This window comes from Streptomyces sp. SCUT-3 (genome assembly GCF_014083985.1).
In the GTDB taxonomy this organism is placed as follows: Bacteria; Actinomycetota; Actinomycetes; order Streptomycetales; family Streptomycetaceae; genus Streptomyces_H; species Streptomyces_H thermolineatus.
On the sequence record NZ_CP046907.1, the window covers coordinates 2960555 to 2985084 of the forward strand.

Below are 24530 nucleotides of genomic sequence, written 5' to 3' on the forward strand. Positions count from 1 at the left end.
GAAACGCGGCGGGCCGAGGGGCGGCCCGCCGCGTCTACCCGAGGTCCGCCCCGCCGTCGGACAGGGGGAGCCGGGCGACGAGCAGCCGTCCGTCCATGGTCACGCCGCCGTCCATGGCGACGGCCAGGCCGTCGGCGTAGACGTAGGGGCCCTCCACCGTGGGCGCCCGGCCGTCCTCCCCGTCCGCGGGCACCTCGCCCCCGGCGTCGCCCACCAGGTAGGGGATGGGGCTGTGGCCGTGGACGACCCGCTCGCCGCCGTAGGTCTTGAGCATCTCGCGCACCGCCACGGGGCCGTCCTCGCCGCGGAAGGCGAACCGCTTGGTGAACCTGCGGAACAGCTCCCAGCACTCGTCGGCGTCGGAGCGCTGGAGGACCCCGGTGACCGCGTCGTTGACCGCGTCGAGGCTGGTGCCGTAGTCGAGGTAGGCGGTGGTGTCGGAGTGCAGCAGCAGGTGGCCGTCCTCGACGGTGGCGGCGTCCAGCCGCGACATCCACGCGACGTGGTGGTCGCGCAGCCGCTCCATGTCGCCGGGCTGGCCGCCGTTGAGCCGCCAGGCCGCGAGGAACGAGGCGGTGCCTGCCCCGGAGTCGACCGGCGTGTCGCCGAAGCGCCTGGCGCCGAGCAGGAGCAGTTCGTGATTGCCCATCAGCGCCTTGGCGTAGCCCCCGGAGGCCGCGGCCTCCGCGGACAGCTGCATGACCAGGTCGATGACGCCGACGCCGTCGGGGCCGCGGTCGGTGAAGTCGCCGAGGAACCACAGGCGGGCGTTGCCGGCGCACCAGTGGCCCTCGTCGTCGACCAGGTTCTGCTCCCGCAGCGCCCGGAGCAGTTCGTCGAGGTAGCCGTGCACGTCCCCGACGACGTACAGCGGGCCCGGGGCGGGGGGCGTCTCGGCGCCGCGCTCGACGGAGGGCGCCTCCTCCTGCCCGGGCCGGCCGTCCGCCGCGTCCTCCGGCGGCAGCGACACCACCGGCAGGTCGCGCTCGGTCGGTGTCCAGTCCTCCGGCACCAGGCGCGTGTCGCGCTGGGTCGGTGTGTACGACGCCGCCGGCCGCCAGGCCGCAGCGCTTCCCGTCACGGGTCCTTGACCGGCCCCCTGAGTCATCGACCCCTCCACCATCGCGCGCCGCAGGCTCGTCGGCACCGGGGGACCGAGGTGAGCGCTTCCGCCCCGGACCAGTGCCACATGTTCCGCACTGTTCACTGGCCGGTGAAGGGGTCCTCCGGTGTCGTTCGCCCATCATAGGAACGACGGTCTTCGCTTGTGAGGCACCCTCGCGACCCTCGTGCGGCACGCCTCGGGCAAATCACACGATAGTCCCCGGCCCGGCGGCGCCGGCCGGGCCTCAGCCGCGTCCGGAGGAGCGGGGAGGGCTCACCGTGGTGCGCGGCGGGCGGCGCTGCGAGGAGGTGCGCACGATCAGGTCGGTGGGCATCACCTGCTGGACCGGCTGCGCGGACGGCACGCCCTCGATGGCGTCGATGAGCAGTTGGACGACCGAGGTGCCGATCCGGGCGGGTTTGAGCGACAGGGTGGTGACCGGGGGTTCGGTGGCCGCGTACACGTTGCTCTCGCTGCAGCACACCAATAACAGGTCCTCGGGGACGCGCAGGCCGTAGCGGCGGGCGGCGGCCAGCAGGTCGGTGCCGTTGGGGTCGAACAGGCCGTAGACCGCGTCGGGCCGGTCGGGGCGGGCGAGCAGCCGGTCGGCGGCGACCGCGCCGGCGCACGGGTCGTGCGCCGGGTAGGCCTCGTAGACCGGTTCCTGGCCGACCCGCTCGCACCAGCCGAGGTAGGCGGTGGTGGACAGGCGGGTGTAGGTGTCGGTGCTGGTGCCGGTCAGGAGCCCGATGCGGCGGGCCCCGGCCTCGGAGAGGTGGTCCAGGATGCCCAGCACCGCGGCCTCGTGGTCGTTGTCCACCCAGGCGTGCACGGGGCAGTCGCCCTGGGGGCGGCCGTCGCTGACGACCGGGATGCCCTGGCGGCTCAGCTCCGCCACCACGGGGTCGTGGTCGGAGGGGTCGACGACCACGGTGCCGTCGAGTGCGACGTTGCTCCACACGTCGTGCCGCGAGGTGGCGGGGAGGATCACCAGCGCGTAGCCGCGGGCGAGGGCCGCGGAGGTCGCGGCCCTCGCCATCTCCGCGAAGTAGGGGAACTCGGTGAAGGTGAAGGGTTCGTCCCCGTAGGTGGTCACGGTCAGGCCGATCAGCCCGGAGCGTCCCGTGCGCAGCGTGCGCGCCGCGGCGGACGGCCGGTAGCCCAGCCGGTCGGCGACCTCGCGGACGTGGCGGCGGGTGGTGTCCGGCAGGCGTCCCTTGCCGTTGAGGGCGTCGGAGACGGTGGTGATCGAGACGCCGGCCGCCGCGGCCACGTCCCGGATCCCCGCCCGCTCCAGCCGACGGCCGCCGCCCCGTCCCGCGGGGCGGCTCGCATGGTGCTTCCCAGCTGCTGTCATGGCGAGCCGATAGTAGGGGGACACGGGGGTGCCGCGGCCGCTCCCGCCCGCCCGGGGCACCGATACGTTTCTGCGCTCCCCGAGCCCCTCCCCGGCCTCCGGCACGCCGTTGAACTGCGGTTTCCGGTGGACCGGGGCGCATCCGCCGGAAGTGGCCGAGCTTCCGGAACAGGGACGTAAGGGCACGTTACGGACTCACTCGTACGAGGGACGCGCACCACGGTGCTCACCACCGGCGCGGGCGGTCGTGCACAGCGCCTCCCGCTCCGCACGCCCTGCCTCGTAAGGTGTGGAACAGCCGATAGCACCTGCCGAACGGCCGGTCGAGGAGGACCTGAAGTGAGTGAGACGAGCCCCAGGCTGCGAGCCGCGCTGGACAGCGTGCCCACCTACAAGCCGGGGCGTCCGGCCGCGAGCGCGGGCACGGGCGGGCCCACGTGCAAGCTGTCTTCCAACGAGAACCCCTACCCGCCGCTGCCCGGCGTCCTGGACGAGGCCGTGGCGGCGGCCCGCTCCTTCAACCGCTACCCGGACATGGCCTGCTCCGGGCTGACCGCCGAACTGGCGGACCGCTTCGGCGTGCCGGCCGAGCACGTCGCCACCGGCACCGGCTCGGTGGGCGTCGCCCAGCAGCTGCTCCAGGCCACCTCGGGCCCGGGCGACGAGGTCGTGTACGCGTGGCGCTCCTTCGAGGCCTACCCGATCATCACGCGGATCTCCGGGGCCACCCCGGTGGAGGTGCCGCTGACCCCCGGCGAGGTCCACGACCTGGACGCCATGGCGGAGGCGGTCACCGACCGGACCCGGCTGGTCTTCGTCTGCAACCCGAACAACCCCACCGGCACCGCGGTGCGCCGCGAGGAGCTGGAGCGCTTCCTCGACCGGGTGCCCTCCGACGTCCTGGTGGTGCTGGACGAGGCCTACCGGGAGTTCGTCCGCGACCCGCAGGTGCCCGACGGTGTCGAGCTGTACCGGGACCGCCCCAACGTCGCGGTGCTGCGCACCTTCTCCAAGGCGTACGGGCTGGCCGGCCTGCGGGTCGGCTTCGCGATCGCCCACGAGCCGGTCGCCGCGGCGCTGCGCAAGACCGCGGTGCCGTTCGGCGTGAGCCAGATGGCCCAGGACGCGGCGGTCGCCTCGCTGCGCGCGGAGGAGGCGCTGATGGTCCGGGTGGAACAGCTGGTGGGCGAGCGCACCCGGGTGCGCGAGGCGCTGCTCGGCCAGGGCTGGACGGTCGAGGACACCCAGGCCAACTTCGTGTGGCTGCGGCTGGGGGAGAAGACCTCCGACTTCGCGGCCGCGTGCGAGCGGGCCGGCGTGGTGGTCCGTCCGTTCCCCGGCGAGGGGGTGCGGGTCACGATCGGCGAGACCGAGGGCAACGACATCTTCCTGCGCACCGCCGAGGAGTTCCGCAAGGCGCTCTGAGAGCCGCCTCACACCCCCCTGCCTGCAGAAACGCGGGGGGTGTGGGCGATAATGACTTGTGAATGTGAACGCATTCACGAGACGCGTGGACGCCTGCCCGCCCGCGACGGCCCGACGGCCCACGCGCGCGGCGAGGTAAGGAGACTCGACGTGGACATCGCTCTGGCGCCGGAGACACTGGCGCGGTGGCAGTTCGGCATCACCACCGTCTACCACTTCCTCTTCGTCCCCCTCACGATCAGTCTCGCCGCCCTTGTGGCCGGTCTGGAGACCGCCTGGGTGCGCACGGGCAAGGTGAAGTACTTCCACGCCACCAAGTTCTGGGGCAAGCTCTTCCTGATCAACATCGCGATGGGCGTCGTCACCGGCATCGTGCAGGAGTTCCAGTTCGGCATGAACTGGTCCGACTACTCCCGCTTCGTCGGCGACGTCTTCGGAGCCCCCCTCGCGATGGAGGCGCTGATCGCCTTCTTCTTCGAGTCCACCTTCATCGGCCTGTGGATCTTCGGCTGGGACAAGCTGCCCAAGAAGCTGCACGCCGCCTGCATGTGGATGGTGGCGCTGGGCACGGTGCTCTCCGCCTACTTCATCCTCGCCGCCAACTCCTGGATGCAGCACCCGGTCGGCTACCGCATCAACGAGGCCAACGGCCGCGCCGAGCTCACCGACATCGCCGCCGTGCTCTTCCAGAACACCACTCTCGTCGTGGTCTTCCACACCCTCACCGCGGCCTTCCTCACCGGCGCCGCCTTCATGGTCGGCATCTCCGCCTTCCACCTGCTGCGCGCCCGCCGCACCCCTGCCGCGGAGCGCGACGGCCGCAAGATCGCCGCGATGCGCACCTCGCTGCGCCTGGGCCTGGTCGTCGCCACCGTCTTCGGCCTCGGCACCGCGCTCAGCGGCGACTCGCTCAGCAAGGTGATGTTCGAGCAGCAGCCGATGAAGATGGCCGCCGCCGAGGCGCTGTGGGAGACCGAGAGCCCCGCCCCGTTCTCCGTCTTCGCCTACGGCGACGTCGACAAGGGCCACAACACCGTGGCCATCGAGATACCCGGCCTGCTCTCCTACCTCGCCAACGGCGACCTGGACTCCGAGGTGCCCGGCATCAACGACACCGAGGCGCAACTGAAGGAGCAGTTCGGGGACACCGCGGCCGACTACAAGCCGATCATCCCCGTCACCTACTGGGGCTTCCGCTGGATGATCGGGTTCGGCATGGCCTCCTTCGCGGTCGCCGTCGCCGGCCTGTGGCTCACCCGCAAGCGGTTCTGGGTCGCGCCGGAGAAGCGGACCGGCTCCGAGGAGGTGCCCCGCCTGATGCTCACCCGGAACACCGAGCTGGGCGAGTTCCTCACCACCTGGGCCTGGCGCGCGGCCGTCCTCACCCTGGGCTTCCCCCTGATCGCCAACTCCTGGGGATGGATCTTCACCGAGATGGGCCGGCAGCCCTGGTCCGTGTACGGCCTGTTCACCACCGCCGACTCCGTCTCCCCCGGCGTGACCCAGGCCGAGGTCCTCACCTCCCTGATCGTCTTCACCCTGCTCTACGGGATCCTCGCGGTCGTCGAGGTCCGGCTGCTGGTGAAGTACGCGCAGACCGTCCCGGTCCACGAGGAGCCCCCCGCCGTGGACCCGACCCTGCGCGGACCCGGAACCGGCGGCACCGGTGCCGGCGGCGGGGACGGGGCCGACACCGACGCCGACAAGCCCCTCGTCTTCGCGTACTGAGACGGCGCAAGGAGAGACAACGATGGAACTCCACGACCTCTGGTTCGTCCTCATCGCCGTCCTGTGGACCGGCTACTTCTTCCTCGAGGGCTTCGACTTCGGCATCGGCATCCTCACCCGGGCCCTCGCCCGGGACGAGAAGGAACGCCGGGTCCTGATCAACACCATCGGCCCGGTCTGGGACGGCAACGAGGTGTGGCTGCTGACCGCGGGCGGCGCCACCTTCGCCGCCTTCCCCGAGTGGTACGCCACCCTGTTCAGCGGCTTCTACCTGCCGCTGCTGCTGATCCTGGTCTGCCTGATCGTGCGCGGCGTCGCCTTCGAGTACCGGGCCAAGCGCGACGGCGAGCGGTGGAAGCGCAACTGGGAGACGGCGATCTTCTGGACCTCCCTGCTGCCGGCCTTCCTGTGGGGCGTCGCCTTCGCCAACATCGTGCGCGGAGTGCCGATCGACGCCGACAAGGAGTTCACCGGCGGCGTGCTCGACCTGCTCAACCCCTACGCCCTGCTGGGCGGCGTCGTCACCCTGACCCTCTTCACCTTCCACGGCGCGCTGTTCGCGGCGCTGAAGACCCTGGGGGACATCCGGGAGCGCGCCCGCCGCGCGGCCGGCGTGCTCGGCCTGGTGACCGCGGCGGTGGCCGTGCTCTTCCTGGGCTGGACCCAGGTCCTCACCGGCTCCGGCACCAGCGCGGTGGCCGTCGCGGTGGCCGTCGCCGCCCTCCTGGGCGCCCTGGCCGCCAACCGGGCCGGCCGGGAGGGGTGGGCGTTCGCCCTGTCCGGCGCCACGGTGGCGGCGGCGGTCGCCAGCCTCTTCCTCGCCCTGTTCCCGGACGTCATGCCCTCCACCACCGACCCGGCCTGGAGCCTGACCGTCACCAACGCCTCCTCCAGCGCCTACACACTGGAGCTGATGTCCTGGGTGGCGCTGGTCTTCACCCCCCTCGTCGTCGGCTACCAGGCATGGACGTACTGGGTCTTCCGCAAGCGGATCGGCACCCAGCACATCCCCGAGCCCGTGCGCCACTGAGGCACGGGGAACCGGGAAGCCGACCACCGACCCGTGGACGGAACCGACACGGAAGGGTCGTGTTTCACGTGAAACACGACCCGGAAGGGCAGCCGCAGTGAAACCGGTCGACCCGCGCCTGCTGAGGTACGCCCGCAGTACACGGTGGTTCCTCGCCGCGGTCGTGGCGCTGGGACTGCTGGGCGCGGGCCTGGTGGTCGCCCAGGCGGTGCTGATCGCCGACGTCGTGGTCGGCGCCTTCCAGGGCGGGGAGGACGTCGGCGGCCTCGCCGTGCCGCTGGCGCTCCTGGCGCTTACCGCGGCCGGACGCGGCCTCGTCGGCCGGCTGACCGGCCTGGCGGCCGACCGGGCCTCGGCCGCCGTCAAGTCCGAACTGCGCGGACAACTGCTGGAGCAGACCGGCCGCCTCGGCCCGGGATGGCTGGCCGGCCGGCGCACCGGCGAGCTGACCGCGTTGGCGACCCGCGGCATCGACGCGCTCGACGACTACTTCGCCCGCTACCTCCCGCAGCTCGGGCTCGCCGTGGTCGTACCGGCGGTGGTGCTCGCCCGGATCGTCACCTCCGACTGGGTCTCGGCCCTGACCATCGCCCTCACCCTGCCGCTCATCCCCCTGTTCATGGCCCTGATCGGCTGGTACACCGAGGAGCGGACGGCCCGGCAGTGGCGGCTGCTGTCCCGGCTGTCCGGCCACTTCCTCGACGTCGTCGCCGGACTGCCCACCCTGAAGGTCTTCGGCCGGGCCAAGGCCCAGGCCGAGGCCGTCCGCCGGATCACCGACGACTACCGGCGCGCCACGATGCGCACCCTGCGCATCGCCTTCCTCTCGTCCTTCGCCCTCGAACTGCTCAGCACCCTCTCGGTCGCGCTGGTCGCCGTCTCCATCGGCTTCCGGCTCGTCGAGGGCACCCTCGACCTCCGCACCGGCCTGCTGGTGCTCGTCCTCGCCCCCGAGGCGTACCTGCCGCTGCGCCAGGTCGGCGCCCAGTTCCACGCGGCCGCGGAGGGCGTGGCGGCGGCCGAGGAGGTCTTCTCCGTCCTGGAGGCCCCCGCGCCCCCGGCCGGCCGCGCCCCCGCACCCGACCTGCGCACCACCGCCGTCGAGGTCGACTCCCTGGTGGTCCGCCACCCGGGCCGCACCCAGGAATCCCTCCCCCGCACCTCCCTGACACTGCGCCCCGGGGAGACCGTCGCCCTCGTCGGCCCCAGCGGGGCCGGCAAGTCCACCCTGCTCTCCGCCCTCCTCGGCTTCACCGCCCCCGCCTCCGGCCGCATCCTCGCCGGGGGCGAGGACCTGGCCGACATCGACCCCGAGCAGTGGCGCGCGCAGATCGCCTGGGTGCCCCAGCACCCCCACCTGTTCGCCGACACCGTCGCCGCCAACGTCCGCCTCGCCCGGCCCGGCGCCACCGACGAGCAGGTGCGCGACGCCCTGCGCGACGCCGGAGCACTGCCGTTCGTCGACGAACTCCCCGACGGCGCGGACACCGTCCTCGGCGAGGGAGGCGCCGGGCTGTCCGCCGGACAGCGCCAGCGCATCGCGCTCGCCCGCGCCTTCCTCGCCGACCGGCCCCTGCTCCTGCTGGACGAACCCACGGCAAACCTGGACGGCGCGACGGAACAGGCCGTGGTCGAGGCGGTGGCCCGCCTCGCGGCCGGCCGCACCGTCCTGCTGGTCGTCCACCGCCCAGCGCTCCTCGCCGTCGCCGACCGCACCGTCACCCTCGCCCCGGCGGCGGCCGGCGGAACGGCGGCCCCGGCGGAGCCGCCGGCCGGGAGCGCCCCCGCACCCGCCGCTTCCGCGGCCCCGTCCCCCGCCGTCCCCGCCCCCGCCGTCCCCGGGCCCGCGGCCCCGGGTCTCGCCGGGCCGCCCCGCGCGGCCGGCGACCGGCCGCTGCTCCGGCTGCGCCGGACCGCCCGCCCGCTGCGCGGCCGGTTCGCCCTCGGCGCGGCCCTGGGCAGCCTCGCGCTGCTCAGCGCCGTGGGACTGATGGCGACCTCGGGCTGGCTGATCTCCCGGGCCTCGCAGCAGCCGCCCATCCTCTACCTGATGGTCGCCGTCACCGCGACCCGCGCCTTCGGCATCGGCCGCTCCGTCTTCCGCTACGCCGAGCGGCTCGTCACCCACGACGCGGTCCTGCGGGCCCTGGCGGGGCTGCGCGCCGACGTCTACCGCCGCCTGGAACGCCTGGCCCCCGCCGGCCTGCGCCGCACCCGCAGCGGCGACCTGCTCTCCCGCCTCGTCGCCGACGTCGACCAGTTGCAGGACTACTTCCTGCGCTCCCGGCTCCCGGCCGTCGTCGCCGTGGCCGTCTCGGCCGTCTCCTGCCTGCTGACCGGCCTGCTCCTGCCCGAGGCCGGAGCCCTCCTGGCCCTCGGGCTGCTCGTCGCGGGCGTCGCGGTGCCCGCGGTCACGGACGCCTTCTCCCGCCGGGCCGAGCAGCGGCTGGCGCCCGCCCGGGGCGAGCTGGCCACCCGGATCGTCGACCTGCTCTCCGGCACGGCCGAACTGACCGTCGCCGGAGCGCTGGCCGGCCGCCGCGACGCCGCGCTGCGCGCGGACGCCGACCTGCGCCGGATCGCGCAGCGCTCCGCCTCCTCCACCGCACTGGGCACCGGACTGCACGACCTGACCGCGGGCCTCACCGTCACCGCCTGCGCCCTGGCAGGCGTGCAGGCGGTGCACACCGGGCGGCTCGACGGCCTCCTCCTGGCCGTCGTCGTCCTCACCCCGCTGGCCGCCTTCGAGTCGGTCGCCGGAATGCCCCTCGCCGCCCAGCACCGCCGGCGCAGCCTGCGGGCCGCGCAGCGCATCGCCGACGTGCTGGACGCGCCCGAGCCGGTGCGCGAGCCTGCCGAGCCGGCCGCCGCGCCGCCGTCCCCCTTCCCGGTGCGGCTGCGCGGCATCACCGCCCGGCACCCCGGGCAGTCCCGCCCGGCCCTGGCCGGGATCGACCTCGACCTCGCGCCGGGCCGGCGCGTCGCGGTCGTCGGGGCCTCCGGATCGGGCAAGACCACCCTCGCCCACGTGCTGCTGCGCTTCCTCGACCCGGAGGCCGGCAGCTTCACCCTGGCCGGCCGGGACGCCACCGCCCTGGCCGGCGACGACGTGCGCCGCAGCATCGGACTGTGCGCCCAGGACGCGCACCTCTTCGACAGCACACTGCGCGAGAACCTGCGCCTCGCCCGCCCCGGCGCCACCGACGACGACCTGCGGCAGGTGCTCGGGCGGGCCCGTCTGCTGGACTGGGTCGACAGCCTGCCGGACGGCCTGGACACCCTCGTCGGGGAGCACGGGGCCAGGCTCTCCGGGGGCCAGCGGCAGCGCCTCGCGCTCGCCCGCGCCCTGCTCGCCGACTTCCCCGTCCTGGTGCTCGACGAACCGGCCGAGCACCTGGACCTGGCGACGGCCGACGCCCTGACCGCCGACCTGCTGGCCGCGACCGAGGGACGCAGCACCCTGATGATCACCCACCGCCTCGCCGGTCTCGAGGGCCGGGTCGACGAGGTCGTCGTCCTCGACGGGGGAGAGGTCGTCCAGCGCGGCGGCTGGGACGAACTGGCCGCGGCCGACGGCCCACTGCGCCGCATGCGCGAGCGCGAGCGGGCGGCCGACCTCCTCCCCGGGCCGCGCTGACCGCGCTGGGCCGCCCGCGCCGCCCGCGCCGCGCCGCCCGCGCCGCCCGCGCCGCGCCGCCCGCGCCGCGCCGCCCGCGCCGCGCCGCCCGCGCCGCCCGCGCCGCGCCGCCCGCGCCGCGCCGCCCGCGCCGCGCCGCCCGCGCCGCGCCGCCCGCGCCGCGCCGCCCGCGCCGCCCGCGCCGCGGCGGCTCAGCCCGCGAGCCCCGCCAGGATCCGCTCGATGACGACGGCCACGCCGTCCTGCTCGTTGGCCGCGGTGTGGTGCACGGTCGCCGCCAGGACCTCCGGGTGCGCGTTGGCGACGGCGTACGCGGTGCCGGCCCAGCCGAGCATCGGCAGGTCGTTGGGCATGTCGCCGAAGGCGACGACCTCCTCCTGCCGCACGCCGCGCTGCCGGCACCAGCGGGCCAGGGTGCTGGCCTTGCTGACCCCCTGCCCGCTGACCTCCAGCAGCGCGGACGGGGAGGAGCGGGTGAACTCGGCGTGCTCGCCCGCCGCGGCCCGGGCCGCGGCCAGGAACTCGTCCGGGTCGATCGCCGGGTGCTTGGCCAGCAGCTTCAGCACCGGTGCGGCCTCGTCCACGGCGAGCAGTTCCTCGACCGGCGCGACCACCGCGTCCGGGCCGGGGTCCAGCGGCGGGTAGCCCGGCTCGTGGTGGAACCCCCCGAGGCGCTCCACGGCGAACGAGGACCCGGGCACGGCCTCCCGCAGCGCCGCCACGACGGCCAACGCGCGCGCCTCCGGCAGCGGGTACGCCTGCAGGACCGTGTCGTTGTGCAGGTCGTACACGGCGGCGCCGTTGGCGCAGATGGCGACGCCGTGCCGCGCCGTGTGCCCGCTGACCACGTGCATCCAGCGGGTGGGCCGGCCGGTCACGAAGAGCACGTCGATGCCGGCCTCCTCCGCCGCCGCGAGGGCGGCGACGGTGCGCGGGGAGACCGTCTTGTCGTCACGCAGGAGCGTGCCGTCCAGGTCGGTGGCGATCACCCGTGTCGTGCGGCTGCCCGACAGGGCGCCCGGGGGCAGGGGGCGGATGGCTGAGGTCACCCGCCCATCCTCGCGCATATGACAGACGCACGGGGGCGCACGCGTCCGGTGCGACGCACACGACACCCCTCCCCGGCCACCGGCCGCCGCTGCCGCCCCCGGTGACGCCGACCGCGCCTTCGATGCCTTCGATCGGATGCCGACGAGCCGGACACGGCCGCCGCACAGCCGGGCCATGCCGTCGACGTCGGACGTCAGCCGAGCCGGGCGACGGCCTCCGTGGCGATCCGCTCGAAGACCGCCTGGTCGGCGGCGAAGTCGGAGTCCGGGATCGGCCAGTGGACCACGATCTCGGTGAAGCCGAGCTCGCGGTGCCGCCCGGCGAAGTCGACGAACGCCTCCAGGGACTCCAGCGGCCGTCCGCGGTCCGGGGTGAAGCCGGTCAGCAGGATCTTGTCCAGCCCGGCCACATCCCGGCCGGTCTCCGCGCACGCCTTGCCGAGTTCCTCGACCTGGCCGCGCAGCGCTTCCACCGACTGCTCCGGGGTCCCCGCCGCGTACAGCTTCGGATCGCCGGTGGTCACCCACGCCTGCCCGTACCGGGCGGCCAGCCTCAGCCCGCGCGGGCCGGTCGCCGCCACCGCGAACGGCAGCCTCGGCCGCTGCACGCAGCCGGGGACGTTCCGGGCCTCGTCGGCCGAGTAGAAGGTGCCTCGCTGCGAGACCGCGTCCTCGGTGAGCAGCCGGTCGAGCAGCGGCACGAACTCGGCGAACCGGTCCGCCCGCTCCTTCGGCGTCCACGCCTCCTGCCCCAGCGCGGTGGCGTCGAAGCCGCTGCCGCCCGCGCCGATGCCGAGGACGGTCCGGCCGCCCGAGATGTCGTCGAGCGAGATCAGCTCCTTGGCCAGCGTCACGGGGTGCCTGAAGTTCGGCGACGTGACGAGGGTGCCCAGGCGCAGCCGCTCGGTCGCCGTGGCGGCGGCGGTGAGGGTGGGCAGGGCGCCGAACCAGGGGCCGTCGCGGAAGGACCGCCAGGACAGGTGGTCGTAGGTGTACGCGGCGTGGAAGCCCAGTTCCTCGGCGCGCCGCCAGGTCTTCTGTCCCTCGCTCCACCGGTGGATGGGGAGGATCACCGTACTCAGACGCATGCTACCGACCCTACGCTCACGCACCGGCGGGTGAGGGTGCACGCAACCGCGGCGGCGTGATCTGCGCGAGTGCTGTGGGGCGAAGCGGAGGAGGTCGGCAAACTCCTCCCGCCTGCGCCACTGGTCCCTAGGATGGCCCGCATGGCTATGAACGGCACGCAGACGACTCCAGACGTGGTGGAGGACGTGTTCGACGGACACGCCACGGGTATCGAGGTCGAGGACTCTGGCGAGGACACCACCCAGATTCAGCGTCCGTGGAACCCTGACCAGATTCGGGTTAACACCAGTCAGTTCTCCCTGCGTAACATCCTCGACCAGATCGACGAGGGTTCCATCGAGCTTGCTCCGGACTTCCAGCGGCTGCAGGTCTGGCGGACGGACCAAAAGTCCCTGTTGGTCGAGTCATTGCTGCTCCAGATCCCGCTGCCCGCGTTCTACTTCGCGGAGGACGCGGACGGATCTTTCCGCGTTGTCGACGGCCTTCAGCGACTGTCTACGCTGCACGCGTTCGTCCGAGGTGGAGACAACGGTTTCGCCCTTGGGAAGCTGGAACACCTGAACGACCTGAAGGACCTGCGCTTCAGTGATCTCCCTGTACCGTCCCAGCGACGAATCAACAACACCCAGCTGATCGTCAACGTGATTGACCCGACGACACCGCGCGGCGTCACGTACGAGATCTTCAAGCGCATCAACACTGGTGGAACTCCGCTCAACGCCCAAGAGATCCGGCACTGCATGAGTAGCCCGCGTAGCAGGGGCATCTTGCACCGGATGACTCATACGGATGCTTTTGCCAAGGCCACTGGGGGCCGCCTCACCGATCACATTCGGATGAACGATCGGGAGATGGCCCTGCGGTTCGCCGCGTTCTGGCTGAAGGGGGTCTTGGCCTACCAGGAGCGGCCCTTCATGGAGCAGTTCCTGATGGACGCCACCGAGATGCTGGATGATCCGAAGCAGGTCCCAGACGAGCAGGTGACTGAGCTGGAGACTGCCTTCGAGAGGGCGATGACTCACGCGTACCTCGTCTTCGGCGAGCACGCTTTCCGCAAGTGGCCGGAGGGCGACGATTACCGTCGCCCGATCAACCGCGCCATGTTCGAGAGCTGGTCCATGGCCTTGGCCGACCCCGACTGCACGACTGCCGACCTGCGTACGCGTCGAACAGCCATTGTGAAGGCGGCCCGTGAGCGGATGACCACCGACGTCACGTACCTCAACGCCATCACCTCGTCCACCGCTGACCGGTTTAGGGTGGACTACCGCTTCAAGGCCGCCGTGGCGGACGCGGGAGCCGGCCGGTGATCACTTCCCTGGAGATTCGGGGCTTCAAGCGGTTTGAATCGGCGTCGTTTGACCTGCGTCCTTTCACGGTCCTGACCGGAGTTAACGGTGGCGGCAAGAGCACCCTGGTCCAGTCCCTGCTGCTGGCGAGGTTGGCAAGCACGTCGGGTGCAGCGGCAGGTGCCACGATCAGGCTGAACGGCCCGCTCGGGCTGGCTCTCGGCGAGGCCCGGGACGTGCTGAACTGGACGACCGACGCGCGTGAGATCAGCATTCGACTGGGCGGCCCGAACGGTGAGTCATGGGCGTATGGCTTTGGGCTGCCTGACGCCGAGCAGGCACTGCACCTCGATGTGCGGCGGCTCCCAGTGGCCCATGTGCCGGGTATCGGGTCCGCTGTCACAGACCCCGCTTTCACCTACCTGTGCGCTGAGCGTCTGGGCCCCCGCGACACGCTGTCGGTGTCCGCCGAGGAGCCCGACCGGATCGGAGTCGGAGTGCGGGGTGAGTTCACGGCGCAGGTGCTGGCACTGCGCGAGTCCCGCGCGGTAAGTACTCGGAGGACGGTCCGAGGTGCATTGCACCACCCAGATTCCGCAGGACCGCAGTTGAGAGTCCAGGCCGAATCGTGGGCCTCCGAGATCATCCGTCCTCTCCAGATCACTGCACGGGTCGCCGTGGGAATCATGGCTACGACGATCCGTTTCGGAGAGGCGGGGCTGAGCGGCGAGGAGATTCGCCCGGTCAACACCGGGTTCGGCATCTCCTACGCCTTGCCGGTCATCGTCGCGGGACTCCTCACAGAGCCGGGCGATCTGCTGATCGTGGAGAACCCCGAGGCGCATCTGCATCCGGCGGGACAGTCTCGGCTGGGCCGGTTCCTCGCACGGGTGGCCGGCAGTGGAGTGCAGGTCGTAGTGGAGACGCACAGCGATCACGTCCTCAACGGAGCTCGACTCGCCGTCGCGCAGGATCACTCGCTCTCGGCGGCGGACATGATCACCCACTACTTCGACCACGACCAGACCCTGTCCATCGACATCAATGACAAGGGTGAACTCAGCTATTGGCCCAATGGTTTCTTCGACCAGATCGAGACCGACCTCGGGAGGCTGGCTCGTGCCCAACGCGGCAGGTAGGAACGGAAGGGAAAACGAGCAGGACTTATTGAGCGCCTCCGCTGCCCTCGATGTCGACGACGACTACCGCGTCGTAGTCGCGGAGGAGTGCTTTAACTGGAGGGAGCTGACGGACTCCGGCCTGCGAGATGCCCTCGACGTCCTTGTGGAAGTCCTCCAACCGTTTGCTGACGGCCGCAAAGCTGCCTTCATGGAGCCCGCGTATGACGTCGAGTGCCGCCCCTCGGTCACGCTGATCGACGCCCTGTACTCCGCGGACGGAGGTCTACCACGTGACAAGCGGGCTCTGCTGCAGCAACTGGTAAGTAAATGTCGGTGCGTAATACCGGACGAGGCGGATCTGCCCCAGCCGGCCCGGGTAGCCGAGGGCTCCTGGCAGGAACCTTCCTGGGGTACAGCCCACGCCCTGGCACGGGCAGCGATGGGCCGCGCCATGTCCTGTCTCCTGGTGCCTTACGCCACAGAACCCGACTGGCCGTCTGGATGGGTCACCGTCACGCGAACGACGGAGGTTGGCCAGGACGAGGTGAAGTTGCACGTTTTACGACGCCCCGACGACGTACCGATCTTCTGGCGAGGTGTCCTCACCCACGAGAACGTGCCGGCCGAGTGCTTCTTCACCTTCACAGAGGACGCGTTCCCCCGGCTGTTGTTCGCCGACTCTCTGCGTCTGCACCACTTCAAGGGCGCCTACGCCGAAGTCCTGCCATGGCTCGTGAAGTTGTTGGGAGCGATCGACGACCACTTCGCCCGGACGCTGGCTGAATGCGCCGGCGACCAGAAACAGGTTGTCCGGAGGTTCAGTGCTCTGGGCCTGGACATCTCACCCGAGAGCCCAAATACGAAGAGGAACGCGAAGGCGTGGGAGCAGCGCAACGTCGGATACGGCGACGGCACCTACCGATGCGAGTGGCACGGCAAGCGGCTCTGGGATCGCGACAGGGTCCACTTCTCATTGCCGATCGCCGAGCACGGCGACCGGATCCTCGTTGGGATCTTCGTGGAGCATCTGGAGACCTGAGCGAATGAGACCGAAGGGCATGGCCGTGGATGTTCCTCTCACACATCAACAACCAGGTCAGCCCGTGATGTATGAACGAGGCTTGACTGACGTGACGAGGGTGCCCAGGCGCAGCCGCTCGGTCGCCGTGGCGGCGGCGGTGAGGGTGGGCAGGGCGCCGAACCAGGGGCCGTCGCGGAAGGACCGCCAGGACAGGTGGTCGTAGGTGTACGCGGCGTGGAAGCCCAGTTCCTCGGCGCGCCGCCACTTCGCGCGGCCCCCCTCGTGCCAGCGGTCGACGGGGAGTATCACGGTGCTCAGACGCAGACTCATGGTCCGACTCTACGTTCGTCCCCCCGCGGGATCCGGCCGTGCGGCAGACGTGCTCGCCCCGCCGTCCCGGCCCGGGACCGTCGCCCCGGGCCCCGCCCCGGGGCGCCGACCCCGGGTGCCGCCTCCACCGCCGGGCGGGGTCCCGTAGGGGCGGGTCAGCCGTCAGGACGACCGAGGTCCGCCTGCAAGGGTGACGTGCGGCGTGGCGGGCGCCCCTACGGTCGTTCCGTGACAGTCATCGCAACCGAAAGCCTCACCATGCGGTACCCACGGGTGACCGCACTGGACCGGCTCACCCTCGACGTCGCACCCGGAGTGGTGGGCTTGGTCGGGGCCAACGGAGCCGGCAAGTCGACGCTGATCAAGATCCTGCTGGGCCTGCTACCCGCCACGGAGGGCCGGGCGAGCGTCCTGGGCCTGGACGTGGCCACCGAGGGCCCCGGGATCCGCGAGCGCGTCGGCTACATGCCCGAGCACGACTGCCTGCCGCCGGACGTGACGGCCACCGAGTTCGTCGTCCACATGGCGCGCATGTCGGGGCTGCCGCCCGCCGCGGCGCGCGAGCGGGCGGCGGACACCCTGCGCCACGTCGGCCTCTACGAGGAGCGCTACCGGCCCGTCGGCGGCTATTCGACCGGGATGAAGCAGCGGGTCAAGCTCGCCCAGGCACTGGTCCACGACCCGCAGCTGGTGCTGCTGGACGAGCCGACCAACGGGCTGGACCCGGTGGGCCGCGACGAGATGCTGGGCCTGATCCGGCGGGTGTGGACCGACTTCGGGATCTCGGTCCTGGTCACCTCCCACCTGCTGGGCGAGCTGGAACGCACCTGCGACCACGTCGTGGTCGTCGACGGCGGCCGGCTGCTGCGCTCCTCCTCCACCGCCGACTTCACCCGCACCACGGCCTCCCTCGCCGTCGAGGTGACCGACAGCGACCGGCACCCCGACGGCGCCGCGGCCCTGCTCCGGGCCCTGGACGGGGCCGGTGCCCGGGCACGCGCCGAGGGCCGGCTGCTCCTCGTCGACATGCCGGACGAGCGGGTCTGCGACACCGTCCGCGACGCGGTCGCCGGCCTCGGCCTGGGGCTGGTGCGCATGGAGCAGCGGCGGCACGGCATAGCGGAGGTCTTCCGCCCCGGCGACGCGGACACCCCCGCCGCCACCGCAGACCCTGCCGGTACCGGCCCCGCCGCCCCGGCCGGTCCCGACGTCTCCCGGAAGGAGGGCGACGGCGATGCCGCAGCCTGAGACCACCGCGCCCGCCGCGCCCGCCGCGGCGCCCCCGCCCGGCTCCGCGCCGGACGTCATCCACAACATCGGCTACCGCCACTACGACGGCCCGCGCCTGGGCCGGGCCTACGTCCGCCGCTCCCTGTTCGCGCAGAGCCTGCGCGGCGCCTACGGGCTGGGGCGTTCGGCCAGGTCCAAGGTGCTGCCGATGATCCTGGTCGGGGTGATGTGCGCGCCCGCGCTCGTCGTCGTGGCCGTGGCCGTCGCCACGAAGATGAACAAGCTCCCGCTGGAGTACACCGGCTACGCGATCTACCTGCAGGCCGTGATCGGACTGTACGTGGCCTCCCAGGCGCCGCAGGCCGTCTCCACCGACCTGCGGTTCAGGACCGTCACCCTGTACTTCTCCCGCCCGATCGAGCGGTTCGACTACGTGGCGGCCAAGTACGCGGCGCTCTCCGCCGCAGTGTTCCTCCTGAACGCGGTGCCGCTGCTGATCCTCTACGTCGGCGCGCTGCTGGCGAAGATGCCCATCGGCGCCCAGACCCTCGGCCTCGCCAAGGGCCTGGTCGGCACGGCGCTGATGTCCCTGCTCCTGTCCGGGCTCGGCCTGGTCGTGGCCGCCGCGACGCCGCGCCGCGGCTTCGGGGTCGCCGGGATCATCGCCCTGTTCACCTTCTCCTACGCGGCGGTCGGCACGGTGCAGTCCATCGCACTGATGCAGGACCGCACCCCGATCACCCCCTGGCTCGGCCTGCTCTCGCCGACCACGCTGCTCGACGGCGTGCAGGTCTGGCTGCTGGACGTGGCCTCCGCCCACGCCCAGGAGTTCGCGCCCACGGGCGCCGCGGTCGGTGCCGTCGGCGTCCTCCTCCTGCTGGGCACCGTCGCCGGCTGCTTCGGCCTCCTGATGCGCCGCTACCGAAAGGTCGGGCTGTCGTGACCACACTCTCCGTCGACCGCGCCTCCCGCTGGTTCGGGAACGTCGTCGCCGTCAACGACGTCACCATGACGATCGGCCCCGGCGTCACCGGCCTGCTCGGCCCCAACGGCGCGGGCAAGTCCACCCTGATCAACATGATGGGCGGCTTCCTGGCACCCTCCACCGGAGCGGTGACTCTGGACGGCGAACCGGTCTGGCAGAACGAGGGGGTCTACCGTCACATCGGGGTCGTCCCCGAGCGCGAGGCGATGTACGACTTCCTCACCGGGGGCGAGTTCGTCCTCGCCAACGCCGAACTGCACGGCCTCCCCGACCCCGGCGCGGCGGCCGCCCGCGCACTGGCCACGGTCGAGATGGAGTACGCGCAGGACCGCCGGATCAGCACCTACTCCAAAGGCATGCGCCAGCGCGTGAAGATGGCCTCCGCCCTGGTCCACGACCCCTCGGTGCTGCTGCTGGACGAACCGTTCAACGGCATGGACCCCCGTCAGCGCCTCCAGCTCATGGAGATGCTGCGGCGGATGGGTGAGGACGGCCGCACGGTGCTGTTCTCCTCGCACATCCTGGAGGAGGTCGAGCAGCTCGCCCACCACATCGAGGTGGTCGTCGCGGGCCGTCACGCCGCGTCCGGGGACTTCCGCAAGATCCGCCGCATGATGACCGACCGCCCCCACCACTACCTGGTGCGCTCCAGCGACGACCGCCGCCTGGCCTCGGCGCTGATCGCCGACGGGTCGACGGCCGGCGTCGAACTGGACCCGGCGGAACGGGCGCTGCGCGTCCGGGCGGTCGACTTCGCGCGCTTCACCGAGCTGCTGCCCCGGGTCGCGAAGGAGAACGGCATCCGGCTGCTGACCGTGTCGCCGTCCGACGAGTCCCTGGAGAGCGTCTTCTCCTACCTGGTATCGGCATAGGGCCGCGGAGGAACACCGAGATGCAGATCTACAACACCACCGTCGCCCGCCTCACCTACCGCGGGCTGCTGGGCCGCCGCCGGGCGCTGCTGCTGTTCGGCCTGCCCGGGCTGCTGCTCGTCGTCGCCGGGGCGGTGCGGCTCCTGGCCGGCCGCGACGAGGCGACCGCCGTCGGCATGCTGGGCGGGTTCGCCCTGGCCACGGTCGTGCCCCTGGTCGGGGTGATCGTGGGCACGGGCGCCACGGGTCCCGAGATCGACGACGGCTCGATCGTCTACCTGCTGGCCAAGCCGCTGAGCCGTCCGGGCATCGTGCTCACCAAACTGGCGGTCGCCGCCGGCACGACGATCGCCTTCGCGGCGGTGCCGACCTACCTGGCGGGCCTGCTCCTGGCCGGGAACGGCGGGCGGATCGCGGTCGCCTTCGGCGCGGCCGCGGCCGTCGCCTCCGTCGCCTACGCGGCACTGTTCCTGTTCCTGGGGATCGTCACCCGGCACGCGGTGGTGGTCGGCCTGGTCTACGCACTGGTGTGGGAGGGCGTGGTCGGCAGCTTCATCCCCGGCGCGAAGGCGCTGAGCGTGCAGCAGTGGGCGCTGGCGCTCGCCCAGGAGACGGCGGCCGCCGGGACGGTCACCTCCGAGGTGGGCCTGCCGCTGGCCTCGGCGCTACTGGCGGTCCTCACCGCCACGGCCACCTGGTTCGCCGTCCAGCGGCTGCGGTCGCTGACCCTGGCGGGCGAGGCGTAGAGCGCCCCTCGGGGCCGCCCGGAGGCCGGCGGGCCCGGGGGCCGGCGGGTCCGAAGGCCTCCGGCCCCGGGCGCGGCCCCGGCCCCGGTCCGGCTCCGGGTCAGCCCGCGAGGCGGGCCGCCAAGGCCCGGGCGCGGTGCTCGACCGCCGAGTGCGCCTCGAGGCGGTTGGCGTCGGCGGCTCCGCGCAGGTCCGCCATGGCCGGGTTGGAGTGGGCCAGGGTGAGTTCCACCCGGACGATCTCGGTCTCCAGGCCCAGGCCGTCCCGGAGCACCCTGTGCAGGTACGGGGTGGCGAAGTCCCAGTCCGAGCGCGAGCTCGACGGCCCGTAGGCGCCGCCGGTCGCGAGGACGACGGTCGCCGGGCGGCCCCGCACGCTCTGCGGCTCGTTGCCGAAGGCGGTGGTGCGGCCGGGCACGATCACGTGGTCCAGCCAGGCCTTGAAGGTCGAGGGGACCGACCAGTTGTACATCGGCACGCTGAACAGGTAGGCGTCGGCCGAGACCAGCTCGGCGACCAGGGCGTCCTGCACCGCCGCGGCGGCCCGCTGGGCGGCGTCGCGGCGCTCGACGGGTACGAAGCGGGAGGCTATGCCGTCGCTGTCCAGGTGGGGCACCGGTTCGGCGGCCACGTCCCGGTAGGTGACGGAGTTGCCCGGGTGTGCGGCGTCCCACGCCTTGCGGAAGGTGGCGGCGACCTCCCGGGAGACGGAGCCGCCGGGGGTGGCGGAGGAGTCGATGTGCAGAAGGCGGGCCATGGCGGTTCTGTCCTCACGACGGCTGTGCATGGGCTGTGCATGGTTCAACGAACCGCCCATGGGTACTCGGTCTCCGCCCCGCAGGGCAAGAGCAGGTCCCGCTGCCGCAGGGGTTTGTGTCGCAGGAGGCGGAATCCGCCGCCCGACGGCCCCGGGCCCCGGACGGTCGGGCCCGGACGGTCGGGCCCGGACGGTCGGGCCCGGGGGGGGCCGGACCCGGGCGGTCAGACCCGGGCGGCGGGGAAGAGCTTCTCCAGGACGAGCGCGATCCCGTCCTCGTCGTTGGAGGCGGTCACCTCGTCGGCCACGGACTTCAGCTCCGGGTGGGCGTTGGCCATCGCCACGCCGTGCGCCGCCCAGCGGAACATCGGGACGTCGTTGGGCATGTCGCCGAACGCGATGGTGTCCCGGGAGGTCAGGCCCAGCCGCCGCGCGGCCAGCGACAGGCCGGTGGCCTTGGTCAGCCCGGCAGGCAGCAGTTCGACGATCCCGGCGCCCGCCATCGTGACGCCGACGAGGTCGCCCGCCACGCGCACGGCGGTGGCGGCCAGTTCGTCGTCGTCCAGCTCGGGGTGCTGGATGTAGAGCTTGTTCAGCGGGGCGCTCCACAGCTCGTCGTGGCCGGCCGCCCCCAGCACCGGCAGGCCCGGATGGAACCGGTACCCCGGGCCGACGACGACCTCGCCGTCCAGACCGTCGCGGCTGGCGGCCAGCGCCAGCGGTCCCGCCTCCGCCTCGATCCTGGCCACTGCCGTAGCCGCCGTCCGGCGGTCCAGGGTGAGCGAGGTCAGCAGGCGGTGCTCGCCCGCGTGGTAGACCTGCGCGCCCTGTCCGCACACGGCGAGGCCGCGGTAGTCCAGCTCGTCGAGGACCTGCTTGGCCCACGGCACCGCGCGGCCGGTGACGACGATGTGCGCCGCGCCGGCCGCGGTGGCCGCGGCCAGCGCCGCACGCGACCGCTCCGAGACGGTGTCGTCGCCGGTCAGCAGCGTCCCGTCGAGGTCGGTGGCGACGAGACGGTACGGGAGGTCGGCGCCGTGGCGCGCCGGGCTCTGGCCGGGGATCACTTGGCGACGGGCTCCAGCACCTCGCGGCCGCCGAGGTACGGGCGCAGGATCTCGGGCACCACCACCGAGCCGTCGGCCTGCTGGTGGTTCTCGAAGATCGCGACGATCGTGCGCGGCACGGCGCAGAGCGTGCCGTTGAGCGTGGCCAGCGGCCGGACGCCGTTCTCGTCGCGCATGCGCACCGACAGCCGCCGCGCCTGGAACTCGCGGCAGTTGGACGCCGAGGTCAGCTCGCGGTACTTGCCCTGGGTGGGGATCCACGCCTCGCAGTCGTACTTGCGGGTCGCGGACGCGCCGAGGTCGCCGGAGGCCACGTCGATGACGCGGAACGGCAGGCCGAGCGCGTTCAGCCACTGCTTCTCCCAGGCCAGCAGCCGCTCGTGCTCGGCGACCGAGTCCTCGGGCGCGACGTACGAGAACATCTCGACCTTGTCGAACTGGTGGACGCGGAAGATGCCCCGGGTGTCCTTGCCGTAGGTGCCGGCCTCGCGGCGGAAGCAGGGCGAGAACCCGGCGTAGCGGCGCGGCAGCGACTCCGCGTCGACGATCTCGTCCATGTGGTAGGCGGCGAGCGGGACCTCGGAGGTGCCGACCAGGTAGAAGTCGTCCTTCTCCAGGTGGTAGACGTTCTCCGCGGCCTGGCCCAGGAATCCGGTGCCCTCCATGGCGCGCGGCTTGACCAGCGCGGGGGTGAGCATCGGCACGAAGCCAGCCTCGGTGGCCTGTGCGATCGCCGCGTTCACCAGGGCGAGTTCGAGCAGTGCGCCGACGCCGGTCAGGTAGTAGAAGCGTGAGCCGGAGACCTTGGCGCCGCGCTCGGTGTCGATGGCGCCGAGGAGCTGGCCGATCTCGAGGTGGTCCTTGGGCTCGAATCCCTCGGCGGCGAAGTCCCTCGCCTCGCCGTGCGTCTCGAGGACGACGAAGTCCTCCTCGCCGCCGACGGGGACGTCGGGCTCGACGATGTTGGACAGCTGCAGCAGCAGGCGCTGTGCCTCGGCCGCCGCCTCGTCCTGCTCGGCGTCGGCGGCCTTGACCGCGGCCGACAGCTCACCCGCCTGCTTGAGCAGTTCGGCCTTCTCGTCCCCCTGGGCCTTGGGGATGCGCTTGCCGAGGGTCTTCTGCTCGGCGCGCAGCTGGTCGAAGCGGACGCCGGACGACCTGCGCCGCTCGTCGGCGGAGAGGAGCGCGTCGACGAGTTCGACGTCCTCTCCACGGGCGCGCTGGGACGCGCGGACACGGTCGGGGTCCTCACGGAGCAGGCGAAGGTCAATCACGGGTACAGGCTACCGGTGCGGCAGGCGGGCGCTCGACCCCCGGACGGGCGACTGCGGGCGGGTCCCGGCCGTCCGGCCGTGCGGTGCGGCGGTGCGGCGGAGCATTGCTGTCCCCGAGTTATCCACAGTTCTTCGGTGGAGGAGAAGCTTTTCCACAGGCGGTGTGGAAGGCGGGTCGCTGTCGGAATTGTTCATCCCGCTCCGGTTGCGGTGCGTGACGCATTTCCGATTCCGGAGGACTTCGCTCTCTCTTTCGAGGGTAATTCGCCACCTGAACGATTTGATCGAAGGATTTCCCTCGATCGGGGTGGTGTGCACCCCTGTGGGCTCCTTCGCCCCCTGTGGGGTGATTTGTCGACGATGAGGGTTTCCGGGGGCGGGTTGTCCCCAGCGGCCGCCGCACCCTGTGGATAAGTAGACCGTTTTCCACAGACGGGTCAGGCGCGGCCGTCCAGGCATCGCGCCAGCCAGTCCGAGGCGTCGGTGAAGTCCTTGTCCGTGGTCCCCGGCCGCAGGGCCGGACGCACCCGGTCCGCCCTCGGGTACGAGCCCAGGAACCGCACGCCCGGGCAGATCCGCTTCAGACCGGTGAGCGCCTCGCCCACCCGGCGGTCGGCGATGTGGCCCTCGCAGTCCACCGAGAAGCAGTACCGGCCGATCCCCTCGCCGGTCGGCCGGGACTCGATGCGCACCAGGTTGACCCCGCGCACCGCGAACTCCTGGAGCAGCTCCAGCAGCGCACCCGGGTGGTCGTCGCCCAGCCACAGCACCACGGACGTCCGGTCCGCACCCGTCGGCGCCGACGGCCGCCCCGGCAGGCCGGCGAGCACGAACCGGGTGGCGGCGTTCTGCGCGTCGTGGATGTCGGTCACCAGCGGCTGCAGCCCGTACATCGCGGCCGCGAACTCGCCCGCGAACGCCCCGTCGAACCGGCCCTCCTGCACCTGCCGCGCCCCGTCGGCGTTGGACGCCGCGGACTCCCAGCGCGCGTCCGGCAGGTTCGCCGACAGCCACCTGCGCACCTGCGGCTGGGCCACCGGGTGCCCGGTGACGGTCTTGACGTCGGCCAGCGTCGTGCCCGGACGCACCAGCAGGGCGAACGTGATCGGCAGCAGCACCTCGCGGTAGATCATCAGCGGGGCGCCGGTGGCCAGCTCGTCCAGGGTCGCGTTGACCCCGCCCTCGACCGAGTTCTCGATCGGCACGAACGCGCCGCCGGCCTCGCCGGCCCGCACCGCGTCCAGCGCGGCCGGCACCGACACCATCGGGACCAGCTCCCTCGTCCCCGCCTCCGGCAGGGTGCGCAGCGCGGCCTCGGTGAACGTGCCCGCGGGCCCCAGATAGGTGTATCGGCCGGACGACATCATGAACGCCACGATAGCGACCGGCGCGGCGGTCCGCGCCGGTCGTCCGCACTG

Annotated in this window: 19 protein-coding genes and 1 pseudogene; 11 read left to right on the top strand and 9 right to left on the bottom strand. The window is 72.4% G+C overall.

Annotated features, from left to right (window positions below; translation table 11 throughout):
* Window positions 1-34 precede the first annotated feature (34 nt).
* Together GQS52_RS13030 and GQS52_RS13035 are read right to left on the bottom strand one after the other, a co-directional pair.
* Complete coding sequence (locus GQS52_RS13030; protein ID WP_182316414.1) at window positions 35-1123, bottom strand: metallophosphoesterase; 1089 nt, start codon at window positions 1121-1123, stop codon at window positions 35-37.
* A 226-nt stretch (window positions 1124-1349) separates the two neighbouring features.
* Window positions 1350-2462, bottom strand: a complete 1113-nt coding sequence (locus GQS52_RS13035; RefSeq protein ID WP_182313620.1) for a LacI family DNA-binding transcriptional regulator — start codon at window positions 2460-2462, stop codon at window positions 1350-1352.
* Window positions 2463-2801: 339 nt separating this feature from the next.
* On the opposite strand from GQS52_RS13035, the gene hisC reads away from it, so the two are divergent.
* From hisC to cydD, 4 genes are all read left to right on the top strand, one after another.
* Complete coding sequence (gene hisC, locus GQS52_RS13040; RefSeq protein WP_182313621.1) at window positions 2802-3887, top strand: histidinol-phosphate transaminase; 1086 nt, start codon at window positions 2802-2804, stop codon at window positions 3885-3887.
* Between the two features lie 150 nt (window positions 3888-4037).
* A complete protein-coding gene (locus GQS52_RS13045) occupies window positions 4038-5615 on the top strand; it encodes a cytochrome ubiquinol oxidase subunit I (protein WP_182313622.1) in 1578 nt (525 codons plus the stop codon).
* A gap of 22 nt (window positions 5616-5637) precedes the next feature.
* Window positions 5638-6645, top strand: coding sequence for a cytochrome d ubiquinol oxidase subunit II (cydB, locus tag GQS52_RS13050; RefSeq protein WP_182313623.1), 1008 nt, complete (start codon window positions 5638-5640; stop codon window positions 6643-6645).
* A 97-nt stretch (window positions 6646-6742) separates the two neighbouring features.
* The gene (cydD, locus tag GQS52_RS13055; RefSeq protein ID WP_182313624.1) at window positions 6743-10282 is read left to right on the top strand and encodes a thiol reductant ABC exporter subunit CydD; all 3540 of its coding nucleotides are present in this window, start codon (window positions 6743-6745) and stop codon (window positions 10280-10282) included.
* A 191-nt stretch (window positions 10283-10473) separates the two neighbouring features.
* Here the strand turns inward: cydD and GQS52_RS13060 are convergent, their stop codons facing one another.
* Window positions 10474-11349, bottom strand: coding sequence for an HAD hydrolase family protein (locus tag GQS52_RS13060; protein ID WP_182313625.1), 876 nt, complete (start codon window positions 11347-11349; stop codon window positions 10474-10476).
* Window positions 11350-11525: 176 nt separating this feature from the next.
* Entirely contained in the window at window positions 11526-12419 is an 894-nt protein-coding gene (locus tag GQS52_RS13065; protein ID WP_182313626.1) for an LLM class flavin-dependent oxidoreductase, read from the bottom strand.
* A gap of 141 nt (window positions 12420-12560) precedes the next feature.
* Here GQS52_RS13065 and GQS52_RS13070 point away from each other — a divergent pair, with 141 nt between their 5' ends.
* The 3 genes from GQS52_RS13070 to GQS52_RS13080 are packed head-to-tail and all read left to right on the top strand — an operon-like array spanning window position 12561 to window position 15869.
* A complete protein-coding gene (locus tag GQS52_RS13070; protein ID WP_259370756.1) occupies window positions 12561-13730 on the top strand; it encodes a DUF262 domain-containing protein in 1170 nt (389 codons plus the stop codon).
* Window positions 13727-14848, top strand: a complete 1122-nt coding sequence (locus tag GQS52_RS13075; protein WP_182313627.1) for a DUF3696 domain-containing protein — start codon at window positions 13727-13729, stop codon at window positions 14846-14848. Before GQS52_RS13070 ends, GQS52_RS13075 begins: the two co-directional genes overlap by 4 nt.
* Window positions 14829-15869 (top strand): hypothetical protein, encoded by a 1041-nt coding sequence (locus tag GQS52_RS13080; protein WP_259370757.1) that lies wholly within the window; start codon window positions 14829-14831, stop codon window positions 15867-15869. The genes GQS52_RS13075 and GQS52_RS13080 overlap by 20 nt, the downstream gene beginning before the upstream one ends.
* 87 nt (window positions 15870-15956) lie before the next feature.
* Here GQS52_RS13080 and GQS52_RS13085 read toward each other — a convergent pair.
* Window positions 15957-16181: pseudogene (locus GQS52_RS13085) on the bottom strand (LLM class flavin-dependent oxidoreductase); the annotation flags it as partial.
* A gap of 258 nt (window positions 16182-16439) precedes the next feature.
* Between GQS52_RS13085 and GQS52_RS13090 the strand changes: the two are divergent.
* Genes GQS52_RS13090 through GQS52_RS13105 form a run of 4 tightly spaced genes read left to right on the top strand, consistent with a single transcriptional unit; the run spans window position 16440 to window position 20014 of the window.
* Window positions 16440-17429: an ABC transporter ATP-binding protein gene (locus tag GQS52_RS13090; RefSeq protein ID WP_182316417.1), complete on the top strand. Its 990-nt coding sequence runs from the start codon at window positions 16440-16442 to the stop codon at window positions 17427-17429.
* Window positions 17416-18354, top strand: coding sequence for an ABC transporter permease (locus tag GQS52_RS13095; RefSeq protein WP_182313629.1), 939 nt, complete (start codon window positions 17416-17418; stop codon window positions 18352-18354). The genes GQS52_RS13090 and GQS52_RS13095 overlap by 14 nt, the downstream gene beginning before the upstream one ends.
* Window positions 18351-19268 carry an ABC transporter ATP-binding protein gene (locus GQS52_RS13100; protein ID WP_182313630.1) on the top strand — a complete coding sequence of 306 codons (918 nt, stop codon included), beginning with the start codon at window positions 18351-18353 and terminating at the stop codon, window positions 19266-19268. The genes GQS52_RS13095 and GQS52_RS13100 overlap by 4 nt, the downstream gene beginning before the upstream one ends.
* Window positions 19269-19294: 26 nt before the next feature.
* Complete coding sequence (locus tag GQS52_RS13105; protein WP_182316418.1) at window positions 19295-20014, top strand: ABC transporter permease subunit; 720 nt, start codon at window positions 19295-19297, stop codon at window positions 20012-20014.
* Window positions 20015-20114: 100 nt separating this feature from the next.
* Here the strand turns inward: GQS52_RS13105 and GQS52_RS13110 are convergent, their stop codons facing one another.
* The 4 genes from GQS52_RS13110 to pheA all read right to left on the bottom strand — a co-directional run bounded on the left by GQS52_RS13110 (window position 20115) and on the right by pheA (window position 24476).
* On the bottom strand, window positions 20115-20771 hold the full coding sequence (locus tag GQS52_RS13110) for an NAD(P)H-dependent oxidoreductase (protein WP_182313631.1): 657 nt from the start codon (window positions 20769-20771) through the stop codon (window positions 20115-20117).
* 224 nt (window positions 20772-20995) lie between these two features.
* Window positions 20996-21835, bottom strand: a complete 840-nt coding sequence (locus GQS52_RS13115) for an HAD family hydrolase (protein WP_182316419.1) — start codon at window positions 21833-21835, stop codon at window positions 20996-20998.
* Window positions 21835-23112 carry a serine--tRNA ligase gene (serS, locus tag GQS52_RS13120; RefSeq protein WP_182313632.1) on the bottom strand — a complete coding sequence of 426 codons (1278 nt, stop codon included), beginning with the start codon at window positions 23110-23112 and terminating at the stop codon, window positions 21835-21837. Before serS ends, GQS52_RS13115 begins: the two co-directional genes overlap by 1 nt.
* A 437-nt stretch (window positions 23113-23549) precedes the next feature.
* On the bottom strand, window positions 23550-24476 hold the full coding sequence (gene pheA / locus GQS52_RS13125) for a prephenate dehydratase (protein WP_182316420.1): 927 nt from the start codon (window positions 24474-24476) through the stop codon (window positions 23550-23552).
* Window positions 24477-24530 lie beyond the last annotated feature (54 nt).

What these genes read in the sequence shown, in the direction of transcription:
- cydB (WP_182313623.1), top strand. Translation starts at nt 5,638, where the DNA reads ATGGAACTCCACGACCTCTGGTTCGTCCTCATCGCCGTCCTGTGGACC.
- GQS52_RS13070 (WP_259370756.1), top strand. Translation starts at nt 12,561, where the DNA reads ATGGCTATGAACGGCACGCAGACGACTCCAGACGTGGTGGAGGACGTG.
- GQS52_RS13090 (WP_182316417.1), top strand. Translation starts at nt 16,440, where the DNA reads ATGCGGTACCCACGGGTGACCGCACTGGACCGGCTCACCCTCGACGTC.
- GQS52_RS13030 (WP_182316414.1), bottom strand. Translation starts at nt 1,123, where the DNA reads ATGGTGGAGGGGTCGATGACTCAGGGGGCCGGTCAAGGACCCGTGACG.
- pheA (WP_182316420.1), bottom strand. Translation starts at nt 24,476, where the DNA reads ATGTCGTCCGGCCGATACACCTATCTGGGGCCCGCGGGCACGTTCACC.
- GQS52_RS13060 (WP_182313625.1), bottom strand. Translation starts at nt 11,349, where the DNA reads ATGCGCGAGGATGGGCGGGTGACCTCAGCCATCCGCCCCCTGCCCCCG.
- GQS52_RS13035 (WP_182313620.1), bottom strand. Translation starts at nt 2,462, where the DNA reads ATGACAGCAGCTGGGAAGCACCATGCGAGCCGCCCCGCGGGACGGGGC.
- GQS52_RS13065 (WP_182313626.1), bottom strand. Translation starts at nt 12,419, where the DNA reads ATGCGTCTGAGTACGGTGATCCTCCCCATCCACCGGTGGAGCGAGGGA.
- GQS52_RS13095 (WP_182313629.1), top strand. Translation starts at nt 17,416, where the DNA reads ATGCCGCAGCCTGAGACCACCGCGCCCGCCGCGCCCGCCGCGGCGCCC.
- GQS52_RS13110 (WP_182313631.1), bottom strand. Translation starts at nt 20,771, where the DNA reads ATGGCCCGCCTTCTGCACATCGACTCCTCCGCCACCCCCGGCGGCTCC.